At 60.9% G+C, this 20,495-nt stretch carries 21 protein-coding genes; 17 read left to right on the top strand and 4 right to left on the bottom strand.

The genetic code is table 11. The features are described 5' to 3' along the window. Window positions 1-29: 29 nt before the first annotated feature. From bchL to ACFWW4_RS14490, 11 genes are all read left to right on the top strand, one after another. Entirely contained in the window at window positions 30-926 is an 897-nt protein-coding gene (bchL, locus tag ACFWW4_RS14540) for a ferredoxin:protochlorophyllide reductase (ATP-dependent) iron-sulfur ATP-binding protein (protein ID WP_393933874.1), read from the top strand. 91 nt (window positions 927-1,017) lie between these two features. Further along, window positions 1,018-1,710, top strand: a complete 693-nt coding sequence (gene bchM / locus ACFWW4_RS14535) for a magnesium protoporphyrin IX methyltransferase (RefSeq protein ID WP_411891517.1) — start codon at window positions 1,018-1,020, stop codon at window positions 1,708-1,710. Next, window positions 1,707-3,137: a PucC family protein gene (locus ACFWW4_RS14530; protein WP_411891516.1), complete on the top strand. Its 1,431-nt coding sequence runs from the start codon at window positions 1,707-1,709 to the stop codon at window positions 3,135-3,137. Before bchM ends, ACFWW4_RS14530 begins: the two co-directional genes overlap by 4 nt. A 19-nt stretch (window positions 3,138-3,156) precedes the next feature. Further along, the gene (gene puhA / locus ACFWW4_RS14525; protein ID WP_411891515.1) at window positions 3,157-3,939 is read left to right on the top strand and encodes a photosynthetic reaction center subunit H; all 783 of its coding nucleotides are present in this window, start codon (window positions 3,157-3,159) and stop codon (window positions 3,937-3,939) included. Window positions 3,940-3,995: 56 nt separating this feature from the next. Next, a complete protein-coding gene (gene puhB / locus ACFWW4_RS14520; protein ID WP_411891514.1) occupies window positions 3,996-4,634 on the top strand; it encodes a photosynthetic complex putative assembly protein PuhB in 639 nt (212 codons plus the stop codon). Window positions 4,635-4,638: 4 nt separating this feature from the next. Next, on the top strand, window positions 4,639-5,097 hold the full coding sequence (gene puhC / locus ACFWW4_RS14515; protein WP_393933863.1) for a photosynthetic complex assembly protein PuhC: 459 nt from the start codon (window positions 4,639-4,641) through the stop codon (window positions 5,095-5,097). A gap of 52 nt (window positions 5,098-5,149) precedes the next feature. Next, complete coding sequence (locus ACFWW4_RS14510; protein WP_393933860.1) at window positions 5,150-5,446, top strand: hypothetical protein; 297 nt, start codon at window positions 5,150-5,152, stop codon at window positions 5,444-5,446. After that, window positions 5,443-6,561, top strand: a complete 1,119-nt coding sequence (gene acsF, locus ACFWW4_RS14505; protein WP_411891513.1) for a magnesium-protoporphyrin IX monomethyl ester (oxidative) cyclase — start codon at window positions 5,443-5,445, stop codon at window positions 6,559-6,561. The genes ACFWW4_RS14510 and acsF overlap by 4 nt, the downstream gene beginning before the upstream one ends. Continuing rightward, a complete protein-coding gene (puhE, locus tag ACFWW4_RS14500; RefSeq protein WP_411891512.1) occupies window positions 6,561-7,346 on the top strand; it encodes a putative photosynthetic complex assembly protein PuhE in 786 nt (261 codons plus the stop codon). The genes acsF and puhE overlap by 1 nt, the downstream gene beginning before the upstream one ends. A gap of 4 nt (window positions 7,347-7,350) precedes the next feature. Continuing rightward, a complete protein-coding gene (gene hemA, locus ACFWW4_RS14495) occupies window positions 7,351-8,565 on the top strand; it encodes a 5-aminolevulinate synthase (RefSeq protein ID WP_393933852.1) in 1,215 nt (404 codons plus the stop codon). Window positions 8,566-8,678: 113 nt separating this feature from the next. After that, entirely contained in the window at window positions 8,679-9,122 is a 444-nt protein-coding gene (locus ACFWW4_RS14490) for a c-type cytochrome (RefSeq protein ID WP_393933850.1), read from the top strand. Window positions 9,123-9,176: 54 nt separating this feature from the next. On the opposite strand, the gene bchO is transcribed toward ACFWW4_RS14490, so the two are convergent. Genes bchO through crtA form a run of 4 tightly spaced genes read right to left on the bottom strand, consistent with a single transcriptional unit; the run spans window position 9,177 to window position 13,375 of the window. Continuing rightward, complete coding sequence (gene bchO / locus ACFWW4_RS14485; RefSeq protein ID WP_411891511.1) at window positions 9,177-10,019, bottom strand: alpha/beta fold hydrolase BchO; 843 nt, start codon at window positions 10,017-10,019, stop codon at window positions 9,177-9,179. Next, on the bottom strand, window positions 10,019-11,650 hold the full coding sequence (locus ACFWW4_RS14480; protein ID WP_411891546.1) for a magnesium chelatase subunit D: 1,632 nt from the start codon (window positions 11,648-11,650) through the stop codon (window positions 10,019-10,021). Before ACFWW4_RS14480 ends, bchO begins: the two co-directional genes overlap by 1 nt. Window positions 11,651-11,672: 22 nt before the next feature. Then, window positions 11,673-12,674: a magnesium chelatase ATPase subunit I gene (gene bchI, locus ACFWW4_RS14475; RefSeq protein ID WP_411891510.1), complete on the bottom strand. Its 1,002-nt coding sequence runs from the start codon at window positions 12,672-12,674 to the stop codon at window positions 11,673-11,675. Beyond that, window positions 12,671-13,375, bottom strand: a complete 705-nt coding sequence (gene crtA, locus ACFWW4_RS14470) for a spheroidene monooxygenase (RefSeq protein ID WP_411891509.1) — start codon at window positions 13,373-13,375, stop codon at window positions 12,671-12,673. Before crtA ends, bchI begins: the two co-directional genes overlap by 4 nt. Window positions 13,376-13,483: 108 nt before the next feature. Here crtA and ACFWW4_RS14465 point away from each other — a divergent pair, with 108 nt between their 5' ends. The 6 genes from ACFWW4_RS14465 (at window position 13,484) to ACFWW4_RS14440 (ending at window position 20,469) form a co-directional block, all read left to right on the top strand. Next, window positions 13,484-15,022, top strand: a complete 1,539-nt coding sequence (locus tag ACFWW4_RS14465) for a phytoene desaturase (RefSeq protein WP_411891508.1) — start codon at window positions 13,484-13,486, stop codon at window positions 15,020-15,022. Next, window positions 15,019-16,041 (top strand): 15-cis-phytoene synthase, encoded by a 1,023-nt coding sequence (gene crtB / locus ACFWW4_RS14460; protein ID WP_411891507.1) that lies wholly within the window; start codon window positions 15,019-15,021, stop codon window positions 16,039-16,041. Before ACFWW4_RS14465 ends, crtB begins: the two co-directional genes overlap by 4 nt. 24 nt (window positions 16,042-16,065) lie before the next feature. After that, window positions 16,066-16,545 carry a tryptophan-rich sensory protein TspO gene (tspO, locus tag ACFWW4_RS14455; RefSeq protein ID WP_411891506.1) on the top strand — a complete coding sequence of 160 codons (480 nt, stop codon included), beginning with the start codon at window positions 16,066-16,068 and terminating at the stop codon, window positions 16,543-16,545. Then, window positions 16,542-17,006 (top strand): hypothetical protein, encoded by a 465-nt coding sequence (locus ACFWW4_RS14450; RefSeq protein WP_411891505.1) that lies wholly within the window; start codon window positions 16,542-16,544, stop codon window positions 17,004-17,006. Before tspO ends, ACFWW4_RS14450 begins: the two co-directional genes overlap by 4 nt. 188 nt (window positions 17,007-17,194) lie before the next feature. Beyond that, window positions 17,195-18,991 carry an adenine deaminase gene (gene ade / locus ACFWW4_RS14445; RefSeq protein ID WP_411891504.1) on the top strand — a complete coding sequence of 599 codons (1,797 nt, stop codon included), beginning with the start codon at window positions 17,195-17,197 and terminating at the stop codon, window positions 18,989-18,991. Beyond that, on the top strand, window positions 18,988-20,469 hold the full coding sequence (locus tag ACFWW4_RS14440) for an AMP nucleosidase (protein WP_393933828.1): 1,482 nt from the start codon (window positions 18,988-18,990) through the stop codon (window positions 20,467-20,469). Before ade ends, ACFWW4_RS14440 begins: the two co-directional genes overlap by 4 nt. Window positions 20,470-20,495 lie beyond the last annotated feature (26 nt).

Below are 20,495 nucleotides of genomic sequence, written 5' to 3'. Positions count from 1 at the left end.
ACAATGAATTCAACGGAAAGGAGGCTCTAATGAGCCCCAAGGACAATGTACCCGACCTCAAGGGTCTGGATGGTGAAGGATCAGTTCAGGTTCATCAGCCGGACGATGCGAAAATCGAAGGCGCGAAGGTGTTTTCGGTTTACGGGAAGGGCGGCATTGGGAAATCGACCACATCGTCCAACCTATCGGCCGCGTTTTCGATGCTGGGCAAGCGTGTGTTGCAGATCGGATGTGATCCCAAGCATGACAGCACGTTTACGCTGACGGGCACGCTGGTGCCGACCGTGATCGACATCCTGAAAGAGGTTGATTTCCATTCCGAGGAATTGCGGCCCGAGGACTTCATCTTTGACGGCTTCAACGGGGTGAAATGCGTGGAGGCCGGTGGGCCGCCCGCGGGGACCGGTTGTGGCGGTTATGTCGTTGGCCAGACTGTGAAATTGCTGAAGCAACATCACCTTTTGGAAGACACCGATGTGGTCATTTTCGACGTGCTGGGTGACGTGGTTTGCGGCGGGTTTGCAGCCCCTTTGCAGCACGCGGATCGCGCTTTGATCGTGACAGCGAATGACTTTGACAGCATCTACGCGATGAACCGGATCATTGCGGCGGTGCAGGCGAAATCGGCGAATTACAAGGTCCGTCTTGCGGGTTGTGTGGCGAACCGTAGCAAGGACACCGATGAGGTGGATCGCTATTGCAAGACGGTGGGCTTCAACCGCATTGCCCATATGCCCGATCTGGATGCGATCCGCCGTAGCCGTCTGAAAAAGAAAACACTTTTCGAGATGGATGATGAGGAAGACATCGTTCAGGTCCGCAAGGAATACATCCGTCTGGCAGAGACCCTTTGGAACGGGACAGAGCCGCTGGCCCCCGCCCCGCTGCCGGATCGGGAGATCTTCGAACTCTTGGGATTTGATTGATGAAAAGGCTGTCGGCAAAACGTCGGACAAACGTCGGACTTGCGTATGGCAAGGAGGTCCCGGATCAGGTCCGGGACTGCGGTGCGCATAAATGACGAGTTATGCCGCCACACGCGACCGGGTTGAGCATTATTTCGACCGCAGCGCCACAAAGGTGTGGGAGCGGCTGACATCGGACGCGCCCGTGTCGGGCATTCGCGCGACTGTGCGGGCCGGTCGCGACCGGATGCGTGATCTGATGTTGCGGCAATTGCCCGATGATCTGCGCGGCGCGCGGATACTGGACGCCGGGTGCGGTACGGGTACAATGGCGGTGGAACTGGCGCAGCGCGGTGCTGACGTTGTTGCGGTCGATATCTCGCCTGCGCTGATTGACATCGCAAAAGAGCGGATGCCTGCAGACCTGCCCGGACAAATAGACTGGATCGCAGGCGATATGCTGGAAGGTACCCGTGGCGGTTTTGACCATGCGCTCGCCATGGATTCGATGATCTACTACAGCGCGCCTGATATTGCAGAGCTGCTCGGCCGCGCCGCTGACCGGGTGGATGGCAAGTTCGTGTTCACATTGCCGCCACGCACACCTGCCCTGATGGCGATGTGGCGGGTCGGCAAACTGTTCCCCCGCGCTGATCGCAGCCCGACGATGGTGCCTCACACGACGGCGGGTGTGGCCAAGGCACTGCGGACCGCAGGTGTAGCCGGCAACCTGCGTGAAATCGACCGGGTGAAATCCGGTTTCTACATCTCGAATGCGCTGGTGTTCGAAGGGGGCCGGGCATGATTTTCAAAGCCTCCGCCCTGAAGAGGATCTCAGTCAACATGTTGCCATTTGGCGATGCGGTCAGTGATGATCTACCGCTGGGCCAGTTGTTGCGCCTGTCATTGTTCCAGGTGTCGGTGGGCATGGCGGCAGTGATGTTGTTGGGTACGTTGAACCGGGTGATGATTGTTGAACTGGGCATCGGCGCAATGCTGGTGGCGGCAATGATCGCCATTCCGGTGCTGGTCGCCCCGTTCCGGGCGCTGGTCGGCTTCAAATCGGACAATTACAAATCGGCTATCGGCTGGAAACGCATCCCCTACCTGTGGTTCGGGACGATGTGGCAATTTGGCGGGCTGGCCATCATGCCTATGGCCCTGCTGGTTCTTTCAGGAGATCGAACGCTGGATATTGAATGGGCCGGCTACGTGGGCGCAGGTCTTGCGTTTCTGCTGACAGGCATCGGGATGCATATGACCCAGACCGCAGGTCTGGCGCTTGCGGCAGACCGTGCAACGGATGAAACACGGCCCAAGGTCGTGGCCTTGCTTTATGTCATGCATCTGGTGGGGATGGCGATATCGGCCATCATCATTGGCGCGCTTCTGCGCGACTATTCAGCCCTGCGGCTGGTGCAGGTGGTCCAGGGCACGGCCGTTGTGACCCTGCTGCTGAACCTGATTGCCTTGTGGAAGCAGGAAAAGGTGCGCCCGATGAGCAAGGCGGAACGCGCGGCTGCAAGCCCCACATTCCGCGACGCATGGGCCGATCTGGCCAGCGGCGGTGACGCGGGGCGGCTGTTGATGGTCGTGTTCCTGGGCACCATGGCATTCAACATGCAGGACGTACTGCTGGAGCCTTATGGCGGCGAAATACTGGGGCTTTCGGTTTCGGCCACAACGCTGCTGACCGCCATGTGGGCCGGCGGCGCACTGGTCGGCTTTGGCGTTGCCGCACGTTGGCTGGCCCGCGGTGTCGATCCTTACCGGATGTGTGCACGGGGCATTCTGGCTGGTGTCGCTGCGTTCTGTGCCGTGATCTTTTCCGCGCCGATGGGGTCGCCTGTCCTGTTCTATGCAGGTGCTGCCCTGATCGGGTTCGGGGGCGGTTTGTTCGGTGTGTCGACCCTGACCGCCGCCATGACGATGCCAACGCTTGGCAATGCCGGGCGGGGCCTTGCCCTTGGTGCCTGGGGTGCGGCCCAAGCCACGGGTGCGGGCCTGTCTATCTTTATCGGGGGCACCTTGCGTGACCTTGTGAACCATGCCGCTGGGAACGGCACACTGGGAGAGGCGCTCGCCACGCCTGCCACCGGCTATTCGGTTGTTTATCATACCGAAATTGGCCTTCTTTTCATCACTCTGGTCGTCCTTGGTCCGCTTGTGCGGGTCATGGCCGTGCCGAACAGGACATCTGGCAAGCTGGGATTGCCGGATTTCCCGACCTAACCACCGAAAGGACAAAACAATGGTTGGTGTAGAATTTTTTGGAAACTTCGATCTGGCGAGCGCGGCAATCTGGCTCTTCTGGATCTTTTTCGCAGGGCTGGTGATTTACCTGCAGACCGAAAACATGCGCGAGGGCTATCCCCTGCGCGATGACGATGACGATGTGCCAGCGAATGAAAGCCTTTGGCCGATCCCGAAGGAAAAGACGTTTCATCTGCGCGATGGGCGCGGCGAACTGACCGTGCCGTCGAAAGAGTATGAAGACAGCAAGATGCGCACTGATCTGGCGCTGGCCCGGTCGTCAGAGGCGAGCGGATCGCCCTGGGTGCCGACCGGCGATCCGATGAAAGACGGCGTTGGCCCCGCGTCATGGGCCCCGCGCCGCGACATTCCGGAACTGGATGCCCACGGACATGCCAAGATCAAACCGATGTCCACGCTGGAGGATTTCAAGGTTTCTGCCGGGCGCGACCCGCGCGGCAAGGCCGTTGTTGGCGGTGACGGAGAGGTCGTGGGCCGTGTCACCGATATGTGGGTCGATGTGCCCGAACAGATGGTCCGTTATCTGACCGTTGATCTGAACCCTGAAGGCACCGGCAAGACCCGCCTGATCCCCATGACGATGGCCAAGATCGGCACCGACCGCGTCACGGTCCGGTCGCTGCATGCCCATAATTGGGACGGCGTGCCTGCCACCAGGAAAGGGGACGAGGTCACACTTCTCGAAGAGGACAAGATCACCGCCTATTACGCTGGCGGCACACTCTATGCCTCGCCCGAACGGTCGCAAACCGTTCTTTGACACTAGGGCGGTCCCGGCTCGCCACCGGGGCTGCATGATTGCAGAGGGAACCTGCCATGAGCCACGATGATTTCAACTTTGAACCCGTAAGGGGCCTGCCAGAGCAGTTGCCCAAGGATGAACATATCCTGTGGCAGGGCGCCCCTGATCCCCGCCGTCTGGCGCGCGAGGCGTTGGGGTTGCGATGGGTGGCCGGGTATTTTGCCCTGCTCACATTCTGGCGTGTGGGTGTGTCATCGGCTGATTTTCCCTTTGGCATCGCCCTGATGCACGGGCTGCCGTTTGTGGTGTCGGGTCTGATTGCGTGTGGCATTCTTTATGGCATCGCCTATGTGCAGGCCCGGTCGACCGTGTACACCCTGACCAACAAGCGGGTGGCGATGCGCATCGGTGCTGCTTTGACCATGACGCTGAACCTGCCTTATGTCTGCATCGGAACCGCCAAGCTGGACCTGAAGCCATCGGGCACCGGCACATTGGCGTTCGAGCTGATCGGCGAGGCCCGCATTTCCTATCTGATGACCTGGCCCCATGTCCGGCCCTGGCGCATGGCGCGGACCCAGCCCGCCCTGCGCTGCATCCCGGACGCCGAAAAGGTCGCCCGCATCTTTGCCGATGCCGCCGAAACCCGGATTTCCCAGCCCCAGGTGTCGCGCGTCGCAACCCATGACGGCGATGCCGTCGCAGCGGAGTAGGCCCATGTCACAGCTTGAACAACAGATGCGCCATCGGGACAAGGAAATGGTCCCACGGATATTGGTGCAGGGGATGTTTGCCCTGATGCTCGCCAGCCTTGGGATCGTGGCCTATGCGCAATGGGCACAGGTCCCCAATCGCGGTGTTCTGGTCGAGGCGCCAGTGGTGCAATCGCTTGACATCGTGATGACCGGCGACCGCAACGGGATTTATCAGGTGATGGGGACAGACGGCACGCTGCTGGCATCCTCGGCTGATCACAAGGCCGGGTTTATTGGTGTGATCGGCCGGGTCGTGGACCGCAAGCGCCTTGTCTACGGACTGTCCAGTGAGCAGCCCTTGCAGGTTGTCCGCCGCGAGAACGGCAATATCGCGATTATTGACGAAACCACCGCCATGTCGGTCGAACTGATCGGTTATGGGGCGGATAACGTGGCAGCCTTTGCCCGGCTGCTGGATTGAAACCGTGCGTGGGTTAGCCACCCGCGCGCATCAGATGTGAAAGGGAACTCACATGGGACTACTTTTTAGAACAAAGGAAACCGCGCCTTGTACGGTAACGATTTCGCATCGGTTTGAAGAATTGTCGGCGCATGTGCGTCTGGATAACGGGGCGGTCATCCATCCCGGTGACACGGTGCAGGTCCAGGGGCCGGAAATCATGGCCGCCTTTGGCGAGTTGGTTGAGGAAAAGCGGACAGCGGTGATCACCCGCGCCAGCAAACTGGAACAGATGTGGACCCGCGCGACGGGCGATCTGGAGTTCATGGAACTGTGCGAATTCTCATTCAGCGAAGAGGTGATGTCATGAACATGCACTCATCCGACGCGGCCACCGCAGAAGAAGCCATCGCCGCCCAAGAGGCCCTGCCGCCTTTGACCAACGAAGAAGCAACGCAAGTGGCGATGTCAAACACGCTCCTGACGCCGCGCTTTTACACCACCGACTTTGATGAGATGGACGCGATTGACGTCACCCCCGTCCGCGAAGAGTGGGACAAACTGATCGCCCGCATGAAATCGGACCCCAACAAGGGTCATTTTAAGAAAAACGAAGACTGGGACACTGTCGACTGGGACGGGATGGAGCCGAAGCTGAAGGCAGAATTCATCGACTTCCTGATCTCATCTTGCACCGCCGAATTCTCGGGCTGTGTGCTTTACAAGGAAATGAAGCGGCGCGGCTCGAATGAAGATATCACCACCCTGTTCCAACTGATGGCGCGGGACGAGGCGCGCCATGCCGGTTTCATCAATGATGCCCTGCGCGAAGCGGGGATCGCGGTGAATTTGGGCTTTCTCACGCAGGCCAAGAAATACACCTATTTCCGGCCCAAATTCATCTACTACGCCACCTATCTGTCGGAAAAGATCGGCTATGCCCGCTACATCACGATCTATCGGCACTTGGAAAAGCACCCCGAGCATCGGTTCCACCCGATTTTCAAATGGTTCTGCGAATGGTGCAATGATGAGTTTTCGCATGGTGAGGCCTTCGCGCTCTTGCTGAAGACCGATCCAAAGCTGACGGAAAGCTGGGTTAACCGGATGTGGATCAAGTTCTTCCTCACGGCTGTTTTCTCGACCATGTGGGTGCGCGACCATCAACGTCCTGAATTCCACAAGGCGCTTGGCGTCGATCCTGAATGGTACGGACAAGAAGTGTTCCGCAAGACCTCCGACATCTCGCGGCAGGTCTTCCCGATGGTGCTGGATATCGACCACCCCCGTTGGAAACCGACCCTGCGCCGTATGGAAGCGGCCAATGTGCAGATCGCCAATGGCCGCAAGCAAGGCGGCTTTGGCGGTTGGCTGAAACGGATGGCCGGATCGGCCAAGGCGGGGTTTGCCTTTGTGTCACTTCTGACCATCCCGGTCGAGAAAAGCACGGTGCCAGACAGCCCCCGGATGGAGCCTGCCTACTGATGACCTCACCCTGGATCGCATCGCTGTTTGCCATTTTCGTCTGGTGGTTTTCCACCGGGGCGATTTTGGTGGCGGTGCGCCGGACGGATCGTTTGGGCCGCCACGGCATGACCGTCTTTTGCTGGTTGCCGATGCTGGCGGCCGGGGTTGCGGCGGTGGCCCTGTCGTTGCCCGCTGCCAATGTGCTCGGGGCCTATATGGGATTCATCGGCGCGCTCGCGATCTGGGGCTGGATCGAACTGGCATTTCTGGCGGGTGTGATCACCGGGCCGATGCGGCAGGATTGCCCGCCCGGACTGTCTGGCAAGGACCGGTTTTTTCGAGCATTCAGCACCGTCGCCTATCATGAACTGGCGCTGGTGATTGGTCTGTTGGCCCTTGTCGTCGTCTCGGACGGCGCCGCGAACCGGATGGCGGTATCAACCTATCTAGTGCTGTTTCTTGCCCGGATCTTTGCCAAGCTGAACCTGTATTTCGGGGTGCCGCGTATCAATACCGAATTTGTGCCCGACAGATTGGCACATCTGAAATCCTATTTCCGGCGCGGGCCTGTGACGCTCGCCTTTCCCGCCGCAATCACGGTGCTGACCGCGCTGCTGGCGGTCTGTGCCGAACGGCTGTGGTCCGCGCAGTCGGATGCCAGCGTCGTGGGTTTTGCCCTGCTGACCGCCCTTGCGGCACTCGCCCTGCTGGAACACTGGCTGATGGTGGTGCCGCTGCCTGACGCGAAACTCTGGCGCTGGATGTTGCCCGCGCCCAAGACAATGACCAAAGAAGAAAGATAGACCGATGGATTTTGATGCCCTGTTCAACGCACAACTGACCACGCTCAAAGACGAGGGCAACTATCGCTATTTTGCCGAGTTGGAGCGGAAATGCGGAAAATTCCCGCGGGCGGCCAATCATGACGAGGATGGCGTGCGCGATGTGACTGTCTGGTGTTCGAACGACTATCTGGGCATGGGCCAGCACCCGAAAGTGATCGCGGCGATGTGCGAAGCGGTCGAGCGCACAGGAACCGGCGCTGGTGGTACCCGGAACATCAGTGGCACCAACCACGATCATCTGCTGTTGGAACAGGAACTGGCGGATCTTCACGGCAAGGAAGCAGCATTACTCTTTACCAGCGGCTACGTATCAAACTGGGCCGCCCTCTCGACCCTTGGCAGCCGGTTGAAGGATTGCGTGATCCTGTCCGATGCAGGCAATCATGCCTCCATGATCGAAGGCATCCGCCATTCCCGGGCGACCAAGGTTATCTGGAAGCATAACGACGTGCATGATCTTGAGATGAAACTGCGTACCCTGCCAAAGGACGTGCCCAAGATCGTCGCCTTCGAAAGCGTCTATTCCATGGATGGCGACATCGCCCCGATCCGCGAGATTGTCGAAGTGGCCGAAAAATACGGCGCCATGACCTATCTGGATGAGGTCCACGCCGTCGGCATGTACGGCCCGCGCGGCGGTGGCGTCAGCGAACGCGAAGGGCTGGCGGACCGGATCACCCTGATCGAAGGCACGTTGGGCAAGGCATTCGGCGTTGTGGGCGGCTATATCACCGGGTCTGTTGCCCTATGCGATTTTATCCGCAGCTTTGCGTCCGGGTTCATCTTTACGACCGCACTGCCCCCCGCAGTTGCGGCTGCGGCCCGCACATCCATCGCCTATCTCAAGGAATCGCAGATGGAGCGTGCCCGCCAGAAACGGCAGGTGGCACGCCTGCGTGCCGCGCTTGATCGCGAAGGCATCCCGCATATGCATAACGAAAGCCACATCGTACCGGTCCTGATCAAGGACCCGGTCAAGACTCGGATGCTGGCGGATTACCTGATGCGCGAATGGGATATTTATGTACAGCCGATCAATTATCCGACCGTTCCAAAGGGGACCGAGCGGTTGCGGTTTACCCCGTCACCGTTGCACACGGACGCCGATATTGACCATCTTGTCAAAGCGTTAAGCGTCCTGTGGCGACAATGTGCGCTGGCCCATGCGGTCGCCTGACGGGGTTAACGCATTCTTTTGCAGATGGGGGTGGACCGTGCCGCCTGTTGCATTACATTGAGCCACGACTGGGGCAAACGGTCACCAAAGTAAGATCGAAAAGGAACACGATCATGAAAAAGTTTACTATTGCAGCCGCATTTGCCGTGCTCGCAGCGCCTGCTTTTGCAGATGGCCATGCATCCACCCAAGGTGATGCCGCCGCCGGCGAAGAGCAGTTCAACCGCCAGTGCGTCGCCTGTCACGTCGTGGCAGATGCCTCCGGCGAAGTTCTGGCCGGACGCAACGCCAAGACCGGTCCGAACCTCTACGGGATCGCTGGCCGCATCCCCGGCACCGAGGAAGGTTTCCGCTACAGCGATTCACTGATTGAACTGGGTGAAGCAGACTTGGCTTGGACCGAAGAATCCTTCGTGGCCTATGTGCAGGACCCCACCGGCTGGCTGCGTGAAGTGCTCGATAACCGCCGCGCCCGTGGCAAAATGGCCTATCAGGTCCGCCAGGAAGAGCAGGCCTATGACCTGTACGCCTATCTTTCGACATTTGCCGCCGAATAAGACAGACCTATCGCTAGGTTTTGGGGCCGCGAGCGGAAACGCTCGCGGCTTTTCTTATTGGTTGATCAGGGTAGCGATCGCGTTGGCATCTTCCTCGTGGGCCAGATGCCCCAGACCATCAAGTTCTGTCAGTTTTGCGTCGGGAAGTTTATCCACCGCGTCCCGGCTGACCTGCGGCGGCACCGCCGTATCGTTCAGTCCGGTGATCAGGTGGACCGGCGCATCGATCTGGCCCAGCCGCGACAACAGCCCGTCCAGCGACCACTGCGCCATCATCGACAGGGTCGCGTCTACATGTCCCTTGTCCGTGGCCAGCCGATAGTAGAGCTCCAGCCCCTCCTGATCGAGCGTTGAACCGGTGCCGCGGATCAGGTTGCGCACACTGCTGCGGGTTGTCGTCGCCGCGAACATGCTGGCGCTGAAGGGCGTGACCGCCAGTGCCTTGGCCATCATCGGAAACAGCCAGCCGGCAACCCCCTTGAATTTGCCCAAGGCGGCATTGATGCCGACAATCCCGTCTACAGGGCGCAGTCCCAGTTCCCACAGGCGCAGGGCAATCGCCGCTCCGGCGGAATGGCCGACGATCCGCGACGGCACCCAGCCCTCTTGCCGGATCAGCCCCAGAATATCCTCAGACATATGTTCCAACCCGCACCGCTGTTGCGCACCCAGCTGCGTGAAACCCTGCCCCGGAAGATCGAACATCACGACATGATGCTCCTGCGCCAGCAACGGAAACAGGTGGCGAAAACTTTGCGTCGCGCCCCCCGCGCCGTGGATCAGCAGAACCGTGTCACCTTCCCCGTGTTCCTGCACATGCCAGCGGTGCGGGCGATGCAGGACCTGTCGCGAATGCTCTGTCAAAGGCCAGATCGCCGGGTCCGGAGGCCAGCGCATTAGTCGCCCAGCGCGATGGCAACGGATTGCGACAACCTTTGCGCATCGGCCCGCGGCAACGGCAGATAAGCCGCGTCGAGCGTCTGGGCGAGGTTGCGCAAGGCCGGTTCAGGCCGGTTGCCGGTGTCGATGACGATGGCGTCAACACCATTGGCCCGCAGCGCCTTTGCGACCTGTTGCGCGTCAGTCGCCGCTTGTTTGCGGTCAGCGGTCCCGTCCAGCGCGATATTTGCCCGGCCATCGGTCAGGATGGCGATTGTGGGGGTCATGCCACGCCGTTGTGCGTGTTGTGCCTGCTCAAACGCTGTGATCATGCCGGCCGCCAGCGGTGTGCCGCCACCGCCGGGCAGGCCCGCGAGCCTGCGTTTGGTTTGAACGAGCGATCTTGTGGGCGGCAGCAACAACTCGGCTTCGGTCCCCCGGAACGCGACCAGTGCCACATGATCGCGCCGCGCATAGGCTTGGGCGAGCAGGAGTTCGACAGCCCCCTTCGCCTCTGCCAGTCGCGTGAGCGCGGCAGACCCGGACGCATCGACCGTAAAGATCAGCAGCCGGTCTGATTTCTCCTCGAACCGCTTCACCCGGATGTCGGCGGGTCGAATCTGCAGCCCATCCTGCCCGGTCGCATTGCGCCGGATCGTCTGCCACGGTGCGGCAGCGCGAAGCGTGCTGATAATATCAATACGCGCCCCATCGCTCAGCCTGCCGGCTCGCGACGGCAACGGCCTGCCGCGCCGGTTGCCCTTGCGTGCGGCGCCAGTACCGCTGCCGCGCCCGGCGCGGGCCTTTTGCGCGGCAAGCCGGTCCAGCAGGTTGTCGGGGAGGAGTGCGCGGACCGCGTCGAGCAGCAGTTCGTCGGGGATATCCAGTGTGTCGTCGGTGTTCTGGTTCTCCGTCTGGTCCGGCGGCGGGGCCTCCGGTTCCTGCGGGGCAGGTTCGGGGATGCGCGTCGCCCGATGGGCAAGGGTCAGGGCGCAGGCGATTTCGACATCTTCACCGGCGACCTGATCCCGGTCGTTCAGGATCGCGTGGGCCTTGGCCGCGCGCAGCGTAAAGAGTGGCGCGCGCAGGCTGTCGATACCAAGGTCAGCCGCGATACGGGTGATCTGGGTCAGCAGTTCAGTTGCAACAGAGAGTCGCCCCCGGCCCTGGGTGGGGGTGAAGCCCCCTCCCATGGGGAGGGTCGAGGGCTGCCCGGCTTTGCCGGGCGGATTGGTGGATACATCGCGCAAGCTGACATCTGACAGGTCCACATGAAACGCCAGTCGTTCCGCCAGCTTGGCATCAACAGCCTCATCCGCCTCAGCCCCCTCATCCAGTGCGATAAGCGTATGCCCGGTGTTTTTGTCCAGCGCCACCGCCAGATGCGCGGCCAGCCGCACGGGTGCCCGTTCGGCCATGGCAAGGATCATGGGACCGGGCGTGGCCAACAGGCCCTGTTCCTGTACCAGATGCCCGCTTGTCAACGTCGCTGACAGGTCGAGCCCGCCAAAGAGTGCTTCGTCAGATATTGCGGGGTGGATGCGTTTGGCTTCGGGATCGGCGCGCCTTAGCAGGGCATCGCGGACTGGTCCGGATCGGGCGCGGATCGTGATCCCGCCGAGCCCCGGATCAATCGCCAGCAATTGCAGTGCCAGCGTGGCCTGTTGCCAGCTATCCAAGAACGTCTTCCACGGTCCGCGCAACCCGTGTCCCGCTGCCCGCCTCGTCCAGCGGATCGCGGCGCAAGCGGTGGCGCAACGCCATCGGGGCGACATCACGAATATGCGCGCGGGTCAGGGCGGTGTCATCGCGCCACGCAGCATAGGCGCGGGCGGCTTTCAGTAGGGTGAGCTCGCCGCGCAGCCCGTCTGAGCCGAGGGTGAGGCACAGTTCAGCCACATCGTTCAGCGTCTTGTCAGGCGTCTTCAGCTTCGCCAGCGATTTGCGTGCCTTCAGGATCCGGTCGCGGATCGCGGCATCCTCGGCCAGCCAGCGCAGCATAAAGGCGGTATTGTCATTCTCGAACGCATCGCGGCGTTTGATCACCTGAACGCGGGTGTCGATATCCTTGGGCGATGTGACCTCGACCGACAGACCAAACCGGTCAAGCAATTGCGGGCGCAATTCACCTTCCTCCGGGTTACCAGACCCGACCAGAACAAACCGGGCAGGATGGCGGATCGACAGCCCCTCGCGCTCCACCACGTTTTCACCGGATTGGGCGACGTCGAGCAGCAGATCGACGATATGATCCTCAAGCAGATTGACCTCATCAATATAAAGGTAACCCCGGTTCGCCTTGGCCAGAAGGCCGGGCTGGAACGCCTTTTCACCTTTCGTCAGCGCCTTTTCGATATCCAGCGCGCCGGTCACCCGATCCTCGGTCGCGCCGAGGGGCAGATCGACCACCGGCGTCGGCACCTCATGCGCGCGCCGGGTCTTCAGGTTGGCCCAGTCCGGTACATCCGCCGCCTTGGCGCTGTTGACCGGGCAGTGCCTGATCGCCCTGATCGGCGGCAGCAATGCGGCCAGCGCGCGAACGGCCGTCGATTTGCCCGTGCCCCGGTCACCAAAGACCAGAACGCCGCCGATGGATGCGTCGATGGCGGTCAGGATCATCGCGCGTTTCATTTCTTCCTGACCGACGATGGCGGAAAACGGAAATGGGGTCATGCAACCTCCGGCTTTTTCAGGGGCGATGTACCGTTCCATGTCCCCCGGTCGGAATGGACAGCGAAACGGGCAAACAGTTCTTCGGAAAACCAGCGACCATCGCGGACCGCCTTGATGGCGGCACCATGGGGGCCGGTGCGGGCAAAACCATCCATCGTGGTCTTGTCGGGCCAGATCGAAAACGTGATCTGATCCAGCATCGGCAATTCGCCGATCCCCGCCTTGAACAACACATTCGGATCAGCGCCGATATTGGCCGATATGTCGGGCACCTGTTTCCAGAATTGCATCAGGGCAGACTTGCGGATCGATGCGCGCGTCAGCGCGGCCATGGGGCCTGCGGCAGGCGCGTCATCCGGGGCAAATGGCGCAACACCGCCCCACGCGCCGCGCACGGAACGCGGTTGCAGGAAAACGGTCCAATCCTCTGCACTGCGGGCGCGGTAGCGTTGAAAAACAGGCGCGCTGGCGGTCCGGTCCTGCGCCAGCTCCAGCGTTTGCCAGGTGGCAAGGATGGCAATCGTATAAGGGTTGACCGTCGGGCTGAACCCTTCGCCCTTGCCCGCGCCGCACAGCTTCCAGAAACCGATATCGGGGGTCTGCGCCAGCGGCCGCCGCGCCGCCCCCATCATCATCAGCGCCCACGCCCGGGCGCGTAGCCCGGAGAAGCGAAAGAATGACAGGGTGACGGTCTGGGTCACGGGCAGAAACCTTACGTAGTGTCAATTTATCCTGACATAGGACCGGCCAGTTGGGAAGATCGCGCGATAATATTTGTCAACTTAACATTACACTATTACTGTTGAGGCATGATGACACCTGATCAGAGCGACTCGCACGCTGCTATCGTTATCGGTGCGGGGCTTGGCGGCCTTGCCGCAGCGATGCGTCTGGGCGCCAAGGGCTATGCCGTCACCGTGCTCGACCGGCTGGATCGGCCCGGCGGACGCGGATCATCTGTCACGCAGGATGGACATCGATTCGACTTGGGACCGACCATTATTACGGTGCCGCAGGTCTACGAACAGCTATGGGCAGCCTGCGGGCGCGATTTTCACAAGGATGTCGATCTGCGCCCGATGGACCCGTTTTACGAGGTCCGCTGGCCCGACGGATCCACCTTCACCGCACGGCAGGACACCGACGCCATGCTGGCAGAGGTCGCGCGGCTCAGCCCCGGTGACGTGAAGGGTTACCAGAAGTTCCTAAAGGATAGCGAACGCCGCTATGTCCTGGGCTTCGAAGGCATGGTCGCCAAGCCGATGCACCGGCTCTGGGAAACGATCAAGGTACTGCCGCAATTTGCGATGCTGCGCGCCGATCAGTCGATCCTTGGGCTGGCCAAACGGCGGGTAAAAGACGCGCGGCTGCGCATGGCGCTGTCGTTTCATCCACTGTTTATCGGTGGCGATCCGCGCCATGTGACGTCGATGTATGCCCTTGTGGCGTATCTTGAGAAGGAATTCGGCGTGCATTACGCGATGGGCGGGGTGCAGGCGATTGCGGATGCGATGGTCAAGGTTATTCGGTCTCAAGGTGGACAAGTCCGCCACGGGGTCGAAGTAGATGAAATTCTGGTCGAAGGCGATGCCGCGCAAGGGGTGCGCCTGACCGATGGTGAAGTGATCCAAGCGCCATTGGTGGTCAGTAACGCAGATGCCGGGCATACCTATCAGCGACTGCTGCGCCGCAAACAGCGCAAACGCTGGACCGACCGCAAACTGACCTCCCGTCGCTGGTCCATGGGTCTCTTCGTCTGGTATTTCGGCACCAAAGGCACGGCGCAGATGTGGCCGGATATGGGGCACCACACCATCACCAACGCGCCGCGCTACGAAGGCCTGCTCAAGGACATCTTTATCAGGGGCAAACTGGCTGACGACATGAGCCTTTACATCCATCGGCCCTCGGTCACCGACCCCAGCGTCGCCCCCGCAGGTGATGACACCTTCTATGTCCTCTCCCCCGTCCCGCATCTGGGCTTCGACGATCCCGTCGATTGGGAAACCGAAACCCAAACATACAAAGCCAAGGTACAAGCCGAGGTGGAAAAATACCTCCCCGGTTTCGCCGCCCATATCAGCACCGAAATGACCCTGACCCCCGCCGATTTCCGCGACCGCTACCTGTCGCCCAACGGCTCTGGCTTCTCGATCGAACCCCGCATCCTGCAATCCGCATGGTTCCGGCCCCATAATGTCAGTGAAGAGGCCAAGGGCCTTTATCTGGTAGGCGCAGGCACCCATCCCGGCGCGGGCGTGCCAGGGGTGATCTCCAGCGCCGAGGTGCTGGGTAAACTGGTGCCCGACGCTCCGGCGCAACCCGAACTGAAAATGGCAGCCGAATGATCCGACCTGACGATTTAGAACACTGCAAAGAAGCGATCCGGCATGGGTCGCTGTCATTTCATGCCGCCTCCAAACTCTTGCCCGCCAAGGTCCGTGACCCCGCGCTGGCGCTTTATGCGTTCTGCCGCTTGGCGGATGATGAGGTGGATGAGGGTGAGTATCAGGCGGGGGCCGTGTTTCGCCTGCAAGATCGGTTGGAATTGGCCTATGCAGGCCGGCCCAAGGATGCGCCAGAGGATCGTGCCTTTGCCGCGATTATCGAGGAATTTGAGATGCCGCGGGCCTTGCCCGAGGCCCTGCTGGAAGGGTTGGCATGGGACGCGGCAGAGCATCGTTATGACACGTTAAGCGGTGTTAGAGACTATTCAGCCCGTGTCGCCGCCGCAGTGGGCGCCATGATGTGTGTACTGATGCGCGTGCGCGATGCCGATGCACTGGCGCGCGCCTGTGATCTGGGCGTCGCCATGCAATTGACCAATATCGCCCGCGATGTAGGTGAAGACGCCCGGATGGGTCGGATCTATCTGCCGCTCGATTGGCTGGCCGAGGCCGGGATTGACCCGGCGAACTTCGTGCGTGAGCCGCTGCCCACCAACGATGTGCGCAAGCTGGTCAAGCGGTTGCTGGCCGAGGCGGATCGTTTGTATCGCCGATCAGAGGCCGGGATTGATGTGCTGCCCTTACGGGCGCGCACCGGCATCTGGGCGGCACGGTTGATCTATGCCGGGATTGGCAAGCAGTTGAAGCGGCAAGGCTATGACAGTATTTCGATGCGCGCCCATACTTCGACCGCGCAAAAGCTGGGATGGCTGATGCAATCAGGCGCACGCACGGGCCTGTCGCTGATCATGCCGAAATCGGCGGTCATCTATGCCAAGCCGCTGGACGAGGTCGCGTTTCTGGTCGATGCAGCCGGTCAGGGTCGGGTCAATGCCGGGCGTTCATCATCCGTGCTGGATATTTTGGCCGAGTTGAAGGCGCGCGAGACGGGCATTGGAACTGACCGCCCGATGGCCTAGTTGTTGCCCCGAAAGGGGCCTGACATGGATATTTGGCTTTTCTTGATGTTTCTGGCGGCATGCTTTGGCGCAGGGGCGACTGGTGCCATGTTCCCTCCGGGAGAGTGGTACGAGAAGCTGAACAAGCCGTCATGGGTGCCGCCCAACTGGCTGTTTCCAGTGGCGTGGACGACGATTTATCTGCTGATGTCCTTCGCCGGGGCGCGGGCGGCCGTGCTCGAGGGAAGCGCCTATGCGATGGCCTTCTGGGCCATGCAGATCGCTTTCAACACACTCTGGACCCCGGTATTCTTCGGGCTGCGTCGGCTGAAAGGCGCGCTGCCGGTAATGGCGGCTCTATGGGTCGCGGTGCTGGGCTGCACGGTAACGCATTGGCAGCTGGATTTCTGGGCCGGGTTGGCATTTGTGCCGTATCTGGCGTGGGTGACCGTGGCCGGGGCGCTGAACCTCGCCATGGTGCGGCTGAACCCGAACGTGGAGCCTTTGGAGGTGGGGAAGGCGTGAAATTGATGCTGCCAACCATGTCGTTGACCCTGGCCATGCTGGCCACGGTTTCGCTTTCCGACTCCGATAAAGAAAATGGGACGTCCAATGGAATATGTACAGAAGTACCCACAGAAATCATTCAGCAAATCTCGGCGTCAGTTGGAAAGGCTGACACTCTCGATATAAATCGAACTTTTGCCGGATCATTGGAGGGAGAACTTGCGAATTGTTGGGGTGGCCCACAGCCTAATCCCGAACTTCTATCCGACTTCGTCTCTTTCAATGCCTCCATATTGTCTTGGTCGGTAAATGGAGGTGAGCAAGTCAGCAACTTCATGTGCAGCCTCAGCATTGTCGTTTTTGACGAAGGCATTTCCAACGAGTTCGTAGTTATCCGTGTTCCGCTTTCGAATTATCTGATCGGGGAACAGGACTGCATAGCGCGCATCAAACAGACGATAGAAAGCCACCAGCCTTGAGGTTCCAACAGCGCGATTGGCTGAGCAGGAGAAGCTCGCCGCGTAGGCAGATCAAGTAGCGCGATGAAGCGAAATTGGCTTCAAACCCTCCCCGAGGATTTGCCCCCAGACTTTCGATGAAAGTCTGAGCTTCGCCAGTTGACATGTTGCCCTCTTGCCCTCCCCCAAAAACGGTGAAACCATTGGGGATGGAACTTCACTTCAAATCATGGGCTGAGTCGGCCCACCGTCTGGTCGCCGTCGCTGCGGGTCGTGAACCTGCTGATCTGGTCATTCGCGGCGCCCGGCTCGTCAATGTGCAGACCCGCGAAATCCTCGACTGGCAGGTCGCTGTCGCCAATGGCCGTTTCGCCTATGTCGGACCGGATGCCAGCCACTGCATCGGTCCCGACACACAGGTGATCGACGCAAAAGGCAGCTATCTGATCCCCGGTCTCTGCGACGGCCACATGCATATCGAAAGCGGGATGCTGACCCCCGCCGAATTCGCCGCCGCCGTCATCCCCCATGGCACCACCACCATGTTCACTGACCCGCACGAGATCGCCAATGTGCTGGGCCTGCGCGGCGTGCGGATGATGCATGATGAGGCACTGATGCAGCCGATCAACATCTACACCCAGATGCCGTCCTGCGCACCCTCAGCCCCCGGTCTGGAAACCACCGGGTTCGAAATTTCAGCCGATGACGTGGCCGAAGCGATGGCATGGCCCGGCATCATCGGGCTGGGCGAAATGATGAATTTTCCGGGCGTTATCAACGGCGATCCCCAGATGCTGGCCGAAATGGCGGCGACGATGAATGCGGGCAAGACCGTGGGCGGGCATTATGCGTCACCCGACAAGGGAATCCCATTCAGCGCCTACGTGGCCGGCGGGGCCGCCGACGATCACGAAGGCACGGCAGAGGCTGACGCGATTGCCCGCGTGCGCAACGGGATGCGGTCGATGATGCGGCTCGGCTCGGCCTGGTATGACGTGGAAAGCCAGATCACGGCGGTCACGGAAAAGGGGCTCGACCCGCGCAATTTCATCCTTTGCACCGATGATTGCCACTCCGGCACGCTGGTGAATGACGGGCATATGAACCGGGTGGTGCGCCACGCCATCGCCTGCGGCTGTGACCCGGTGGTGGCGCTCCAGATGGCGACCATCAACACCGCCACCCATTTCGGGCTGGAACGGGAACTGGGGTCCATCGCGCCGGGGCGGCGGGCGGACATGATCCTGACCTCCGACCTGACAACGCTGCCGATCCAACAAGTGATCGCGCGCGGGCAGACCGTGGCGCTGGATGGCACGATCACAGTGGATTGCCTGCATTACGACTGGCCCGCCGACGCGCGGCAAACCGTGCGGATGGGCAAGACGCTGCAAGACACAGATTTCGCCATCAAGGCCCCGGACGGCGCCAACAAAGTCAAGGCCAAGGTCATCGGTGTGGTCGAAAACCAGGCCCCGACCGAGGCGCTGACAGCCGAACTGCCCGTCGTCGACGGTCTGGTCGAGGGCGAAGGTGACACCTATCAGATCGCCCTTGTCGAACGGCATCGGGGCACGGGCGATGTAGTCAACGGCTTCGTGTCCGGCTTCGGCTATACCGGGCAGATGGCCATCGCCTCCACCGTGGCCCATGACAGCCACCACATGATCGTGGTGGGCACCGACCGGGCGATGATGGCCGCAGCCACCAACCGGCTGGGTGAGGTCGGCGGCGGTGTGACCGTCTGGAAGGACGGGCAGGAAATCGCACTGGTCGAACTGCCCATCGCGGGCCTGATGTCCGACAGCCCGGCGGCCGAGGTCGCGGCAAAGGCCGACCGCATGGTCGCCGCCATGGCCGAATGCGGCTGTACGCTGAATAACGCCTATATGCAGCATTCGCTGCTGGCGCTTGTTGTCATCCCCTCGTTGCGCATCTCTGATCTGGGTCTGGTGGACGTCGACAAATTTGAAATTACCGAACTGTTCGAGGAGAACGCATGAACGTGGCGCAAAAGGTCCATATCCAGACACCGGATACCCCCAAGGCAGAGGCCTTTACCGACGCGGGCAAAGCCGTCGAACGGTTGCAGGAACTCTATCAGAGCGCCGTCGGCTTCCTGTCCGAAAACTTCATCAAGGCCCTGCGCGAGGGGCAGCCGGAAACACGCGTGCGCGCCTACTACCCCGAAATCCGGCTGACCACGACGACCTACGCCAAAACCGACACGCGCCTGTCATTCGGTCACGTGGCCGAACCCGGCACCTATGCGACCACCGTCACCCGCCCTGATCTTTTCGCCGATTACCTGCGCCAGCAAATCGGCCTGCTGATCAAAAGCCATGGAATGCCGGTGATTATCGGCCCTTCAAAAACCGAAATGCCCGTGCATTTTGCCGCCGCCAACGACCCCAACCTGACCGTGCCGCATGACGGGTCGCTGGAATTCAACCTGCGCGACACGTTCGATGTGCCGGATCTCAGCACCACGCATGACAGCATCGTCAACGGCGAGGGGTTCAAATATCCCGACGGTGCCCTGCCGCTCGCCCCGTTCACGGCCCAGCGGATCGACTATTCGCTCGCCCGCCTGTCGCACTACACCGCGACCGCGGCCGAGCATTTCCAGAACCACGTTCTATTCACCAACTACCAGTTCTACGTTGAAGAGTTCGAGGCCTATGCCCGCCACATGCTTGCCGATCCCGACAGCGGCTACACGAGTTTTGTCAGCACCGGAAACGTCGAAATCACACAGGCCGACGCGCCCCTGCCAGTGCCTGCCAAACTGCCCCAGATGCCGACCTACCACCTGAAACGGGCGAATGGCGCCGGGATCACGCTGGTCAATATTGGTGTTGGCCCATCGAACGCCAAAACCGCGACCGACCATATCGCCGTCCTGCGGCCCCATGCCTGGCTGATGGTCGGCCACTGCGCAGGCCTGCGAAATTCGCAGCGGCTGGGGGATTTCGTGCTGGCCCACGCCTACCTGCGGGAGGATCACGTGCTGGACGATGACCTGCCCGTCTGGGTGCCGATCCCCGCGCTGGCCGAAATCCAGATCGCGCTTGAAACCGCCGTGGCGGATGTGACCGAACTGGAAGGCTACGAACTCAAACGGATCATGCGCACCGGCACCGTGGCCACTATCGACAACCGCAACTGGGAACTGCGCGAACAGGCGGGGCCGGTCCAGCGGCTTTCCCAATCGCGGGCCATTGCGCTCGATATGGAAAGCGCGACGATTGCGGCCAATGGATTCCGGTTCAGGGTCCCTTACGGCACCTTGCTTTGCGTCAGCGACAAACCCCTGCACGGGGAGCTGAAATTGCCCGGTATGGCGTCGAATTTCTATAAAACACAGGTGGCCGCGCACCTGATGATTGGTATAAGAGCGATGGAAAGGTTGCGTGAAATGCCCCTTGAACGCATCCACAGCCGCAAATTACGTAGCTTTGAAGAGACAGCTTTCCTGTAATTCGGCAAAAAACGACCCAAAACCCG

This window comes from Yoonia sp. SDW83-1, assembly GCF_046762885.1.
In the GTDB taxonomy this organism is placed as follows: domain Bacteria; phylum Pseudomonadota; class Alphaproteobacteria; order Rhodobacterales; family Rhodobacteraceae; genus Yoonia.
This window is presented reverse-complemented; position numbering and strand designations above follow the sequence as displayed.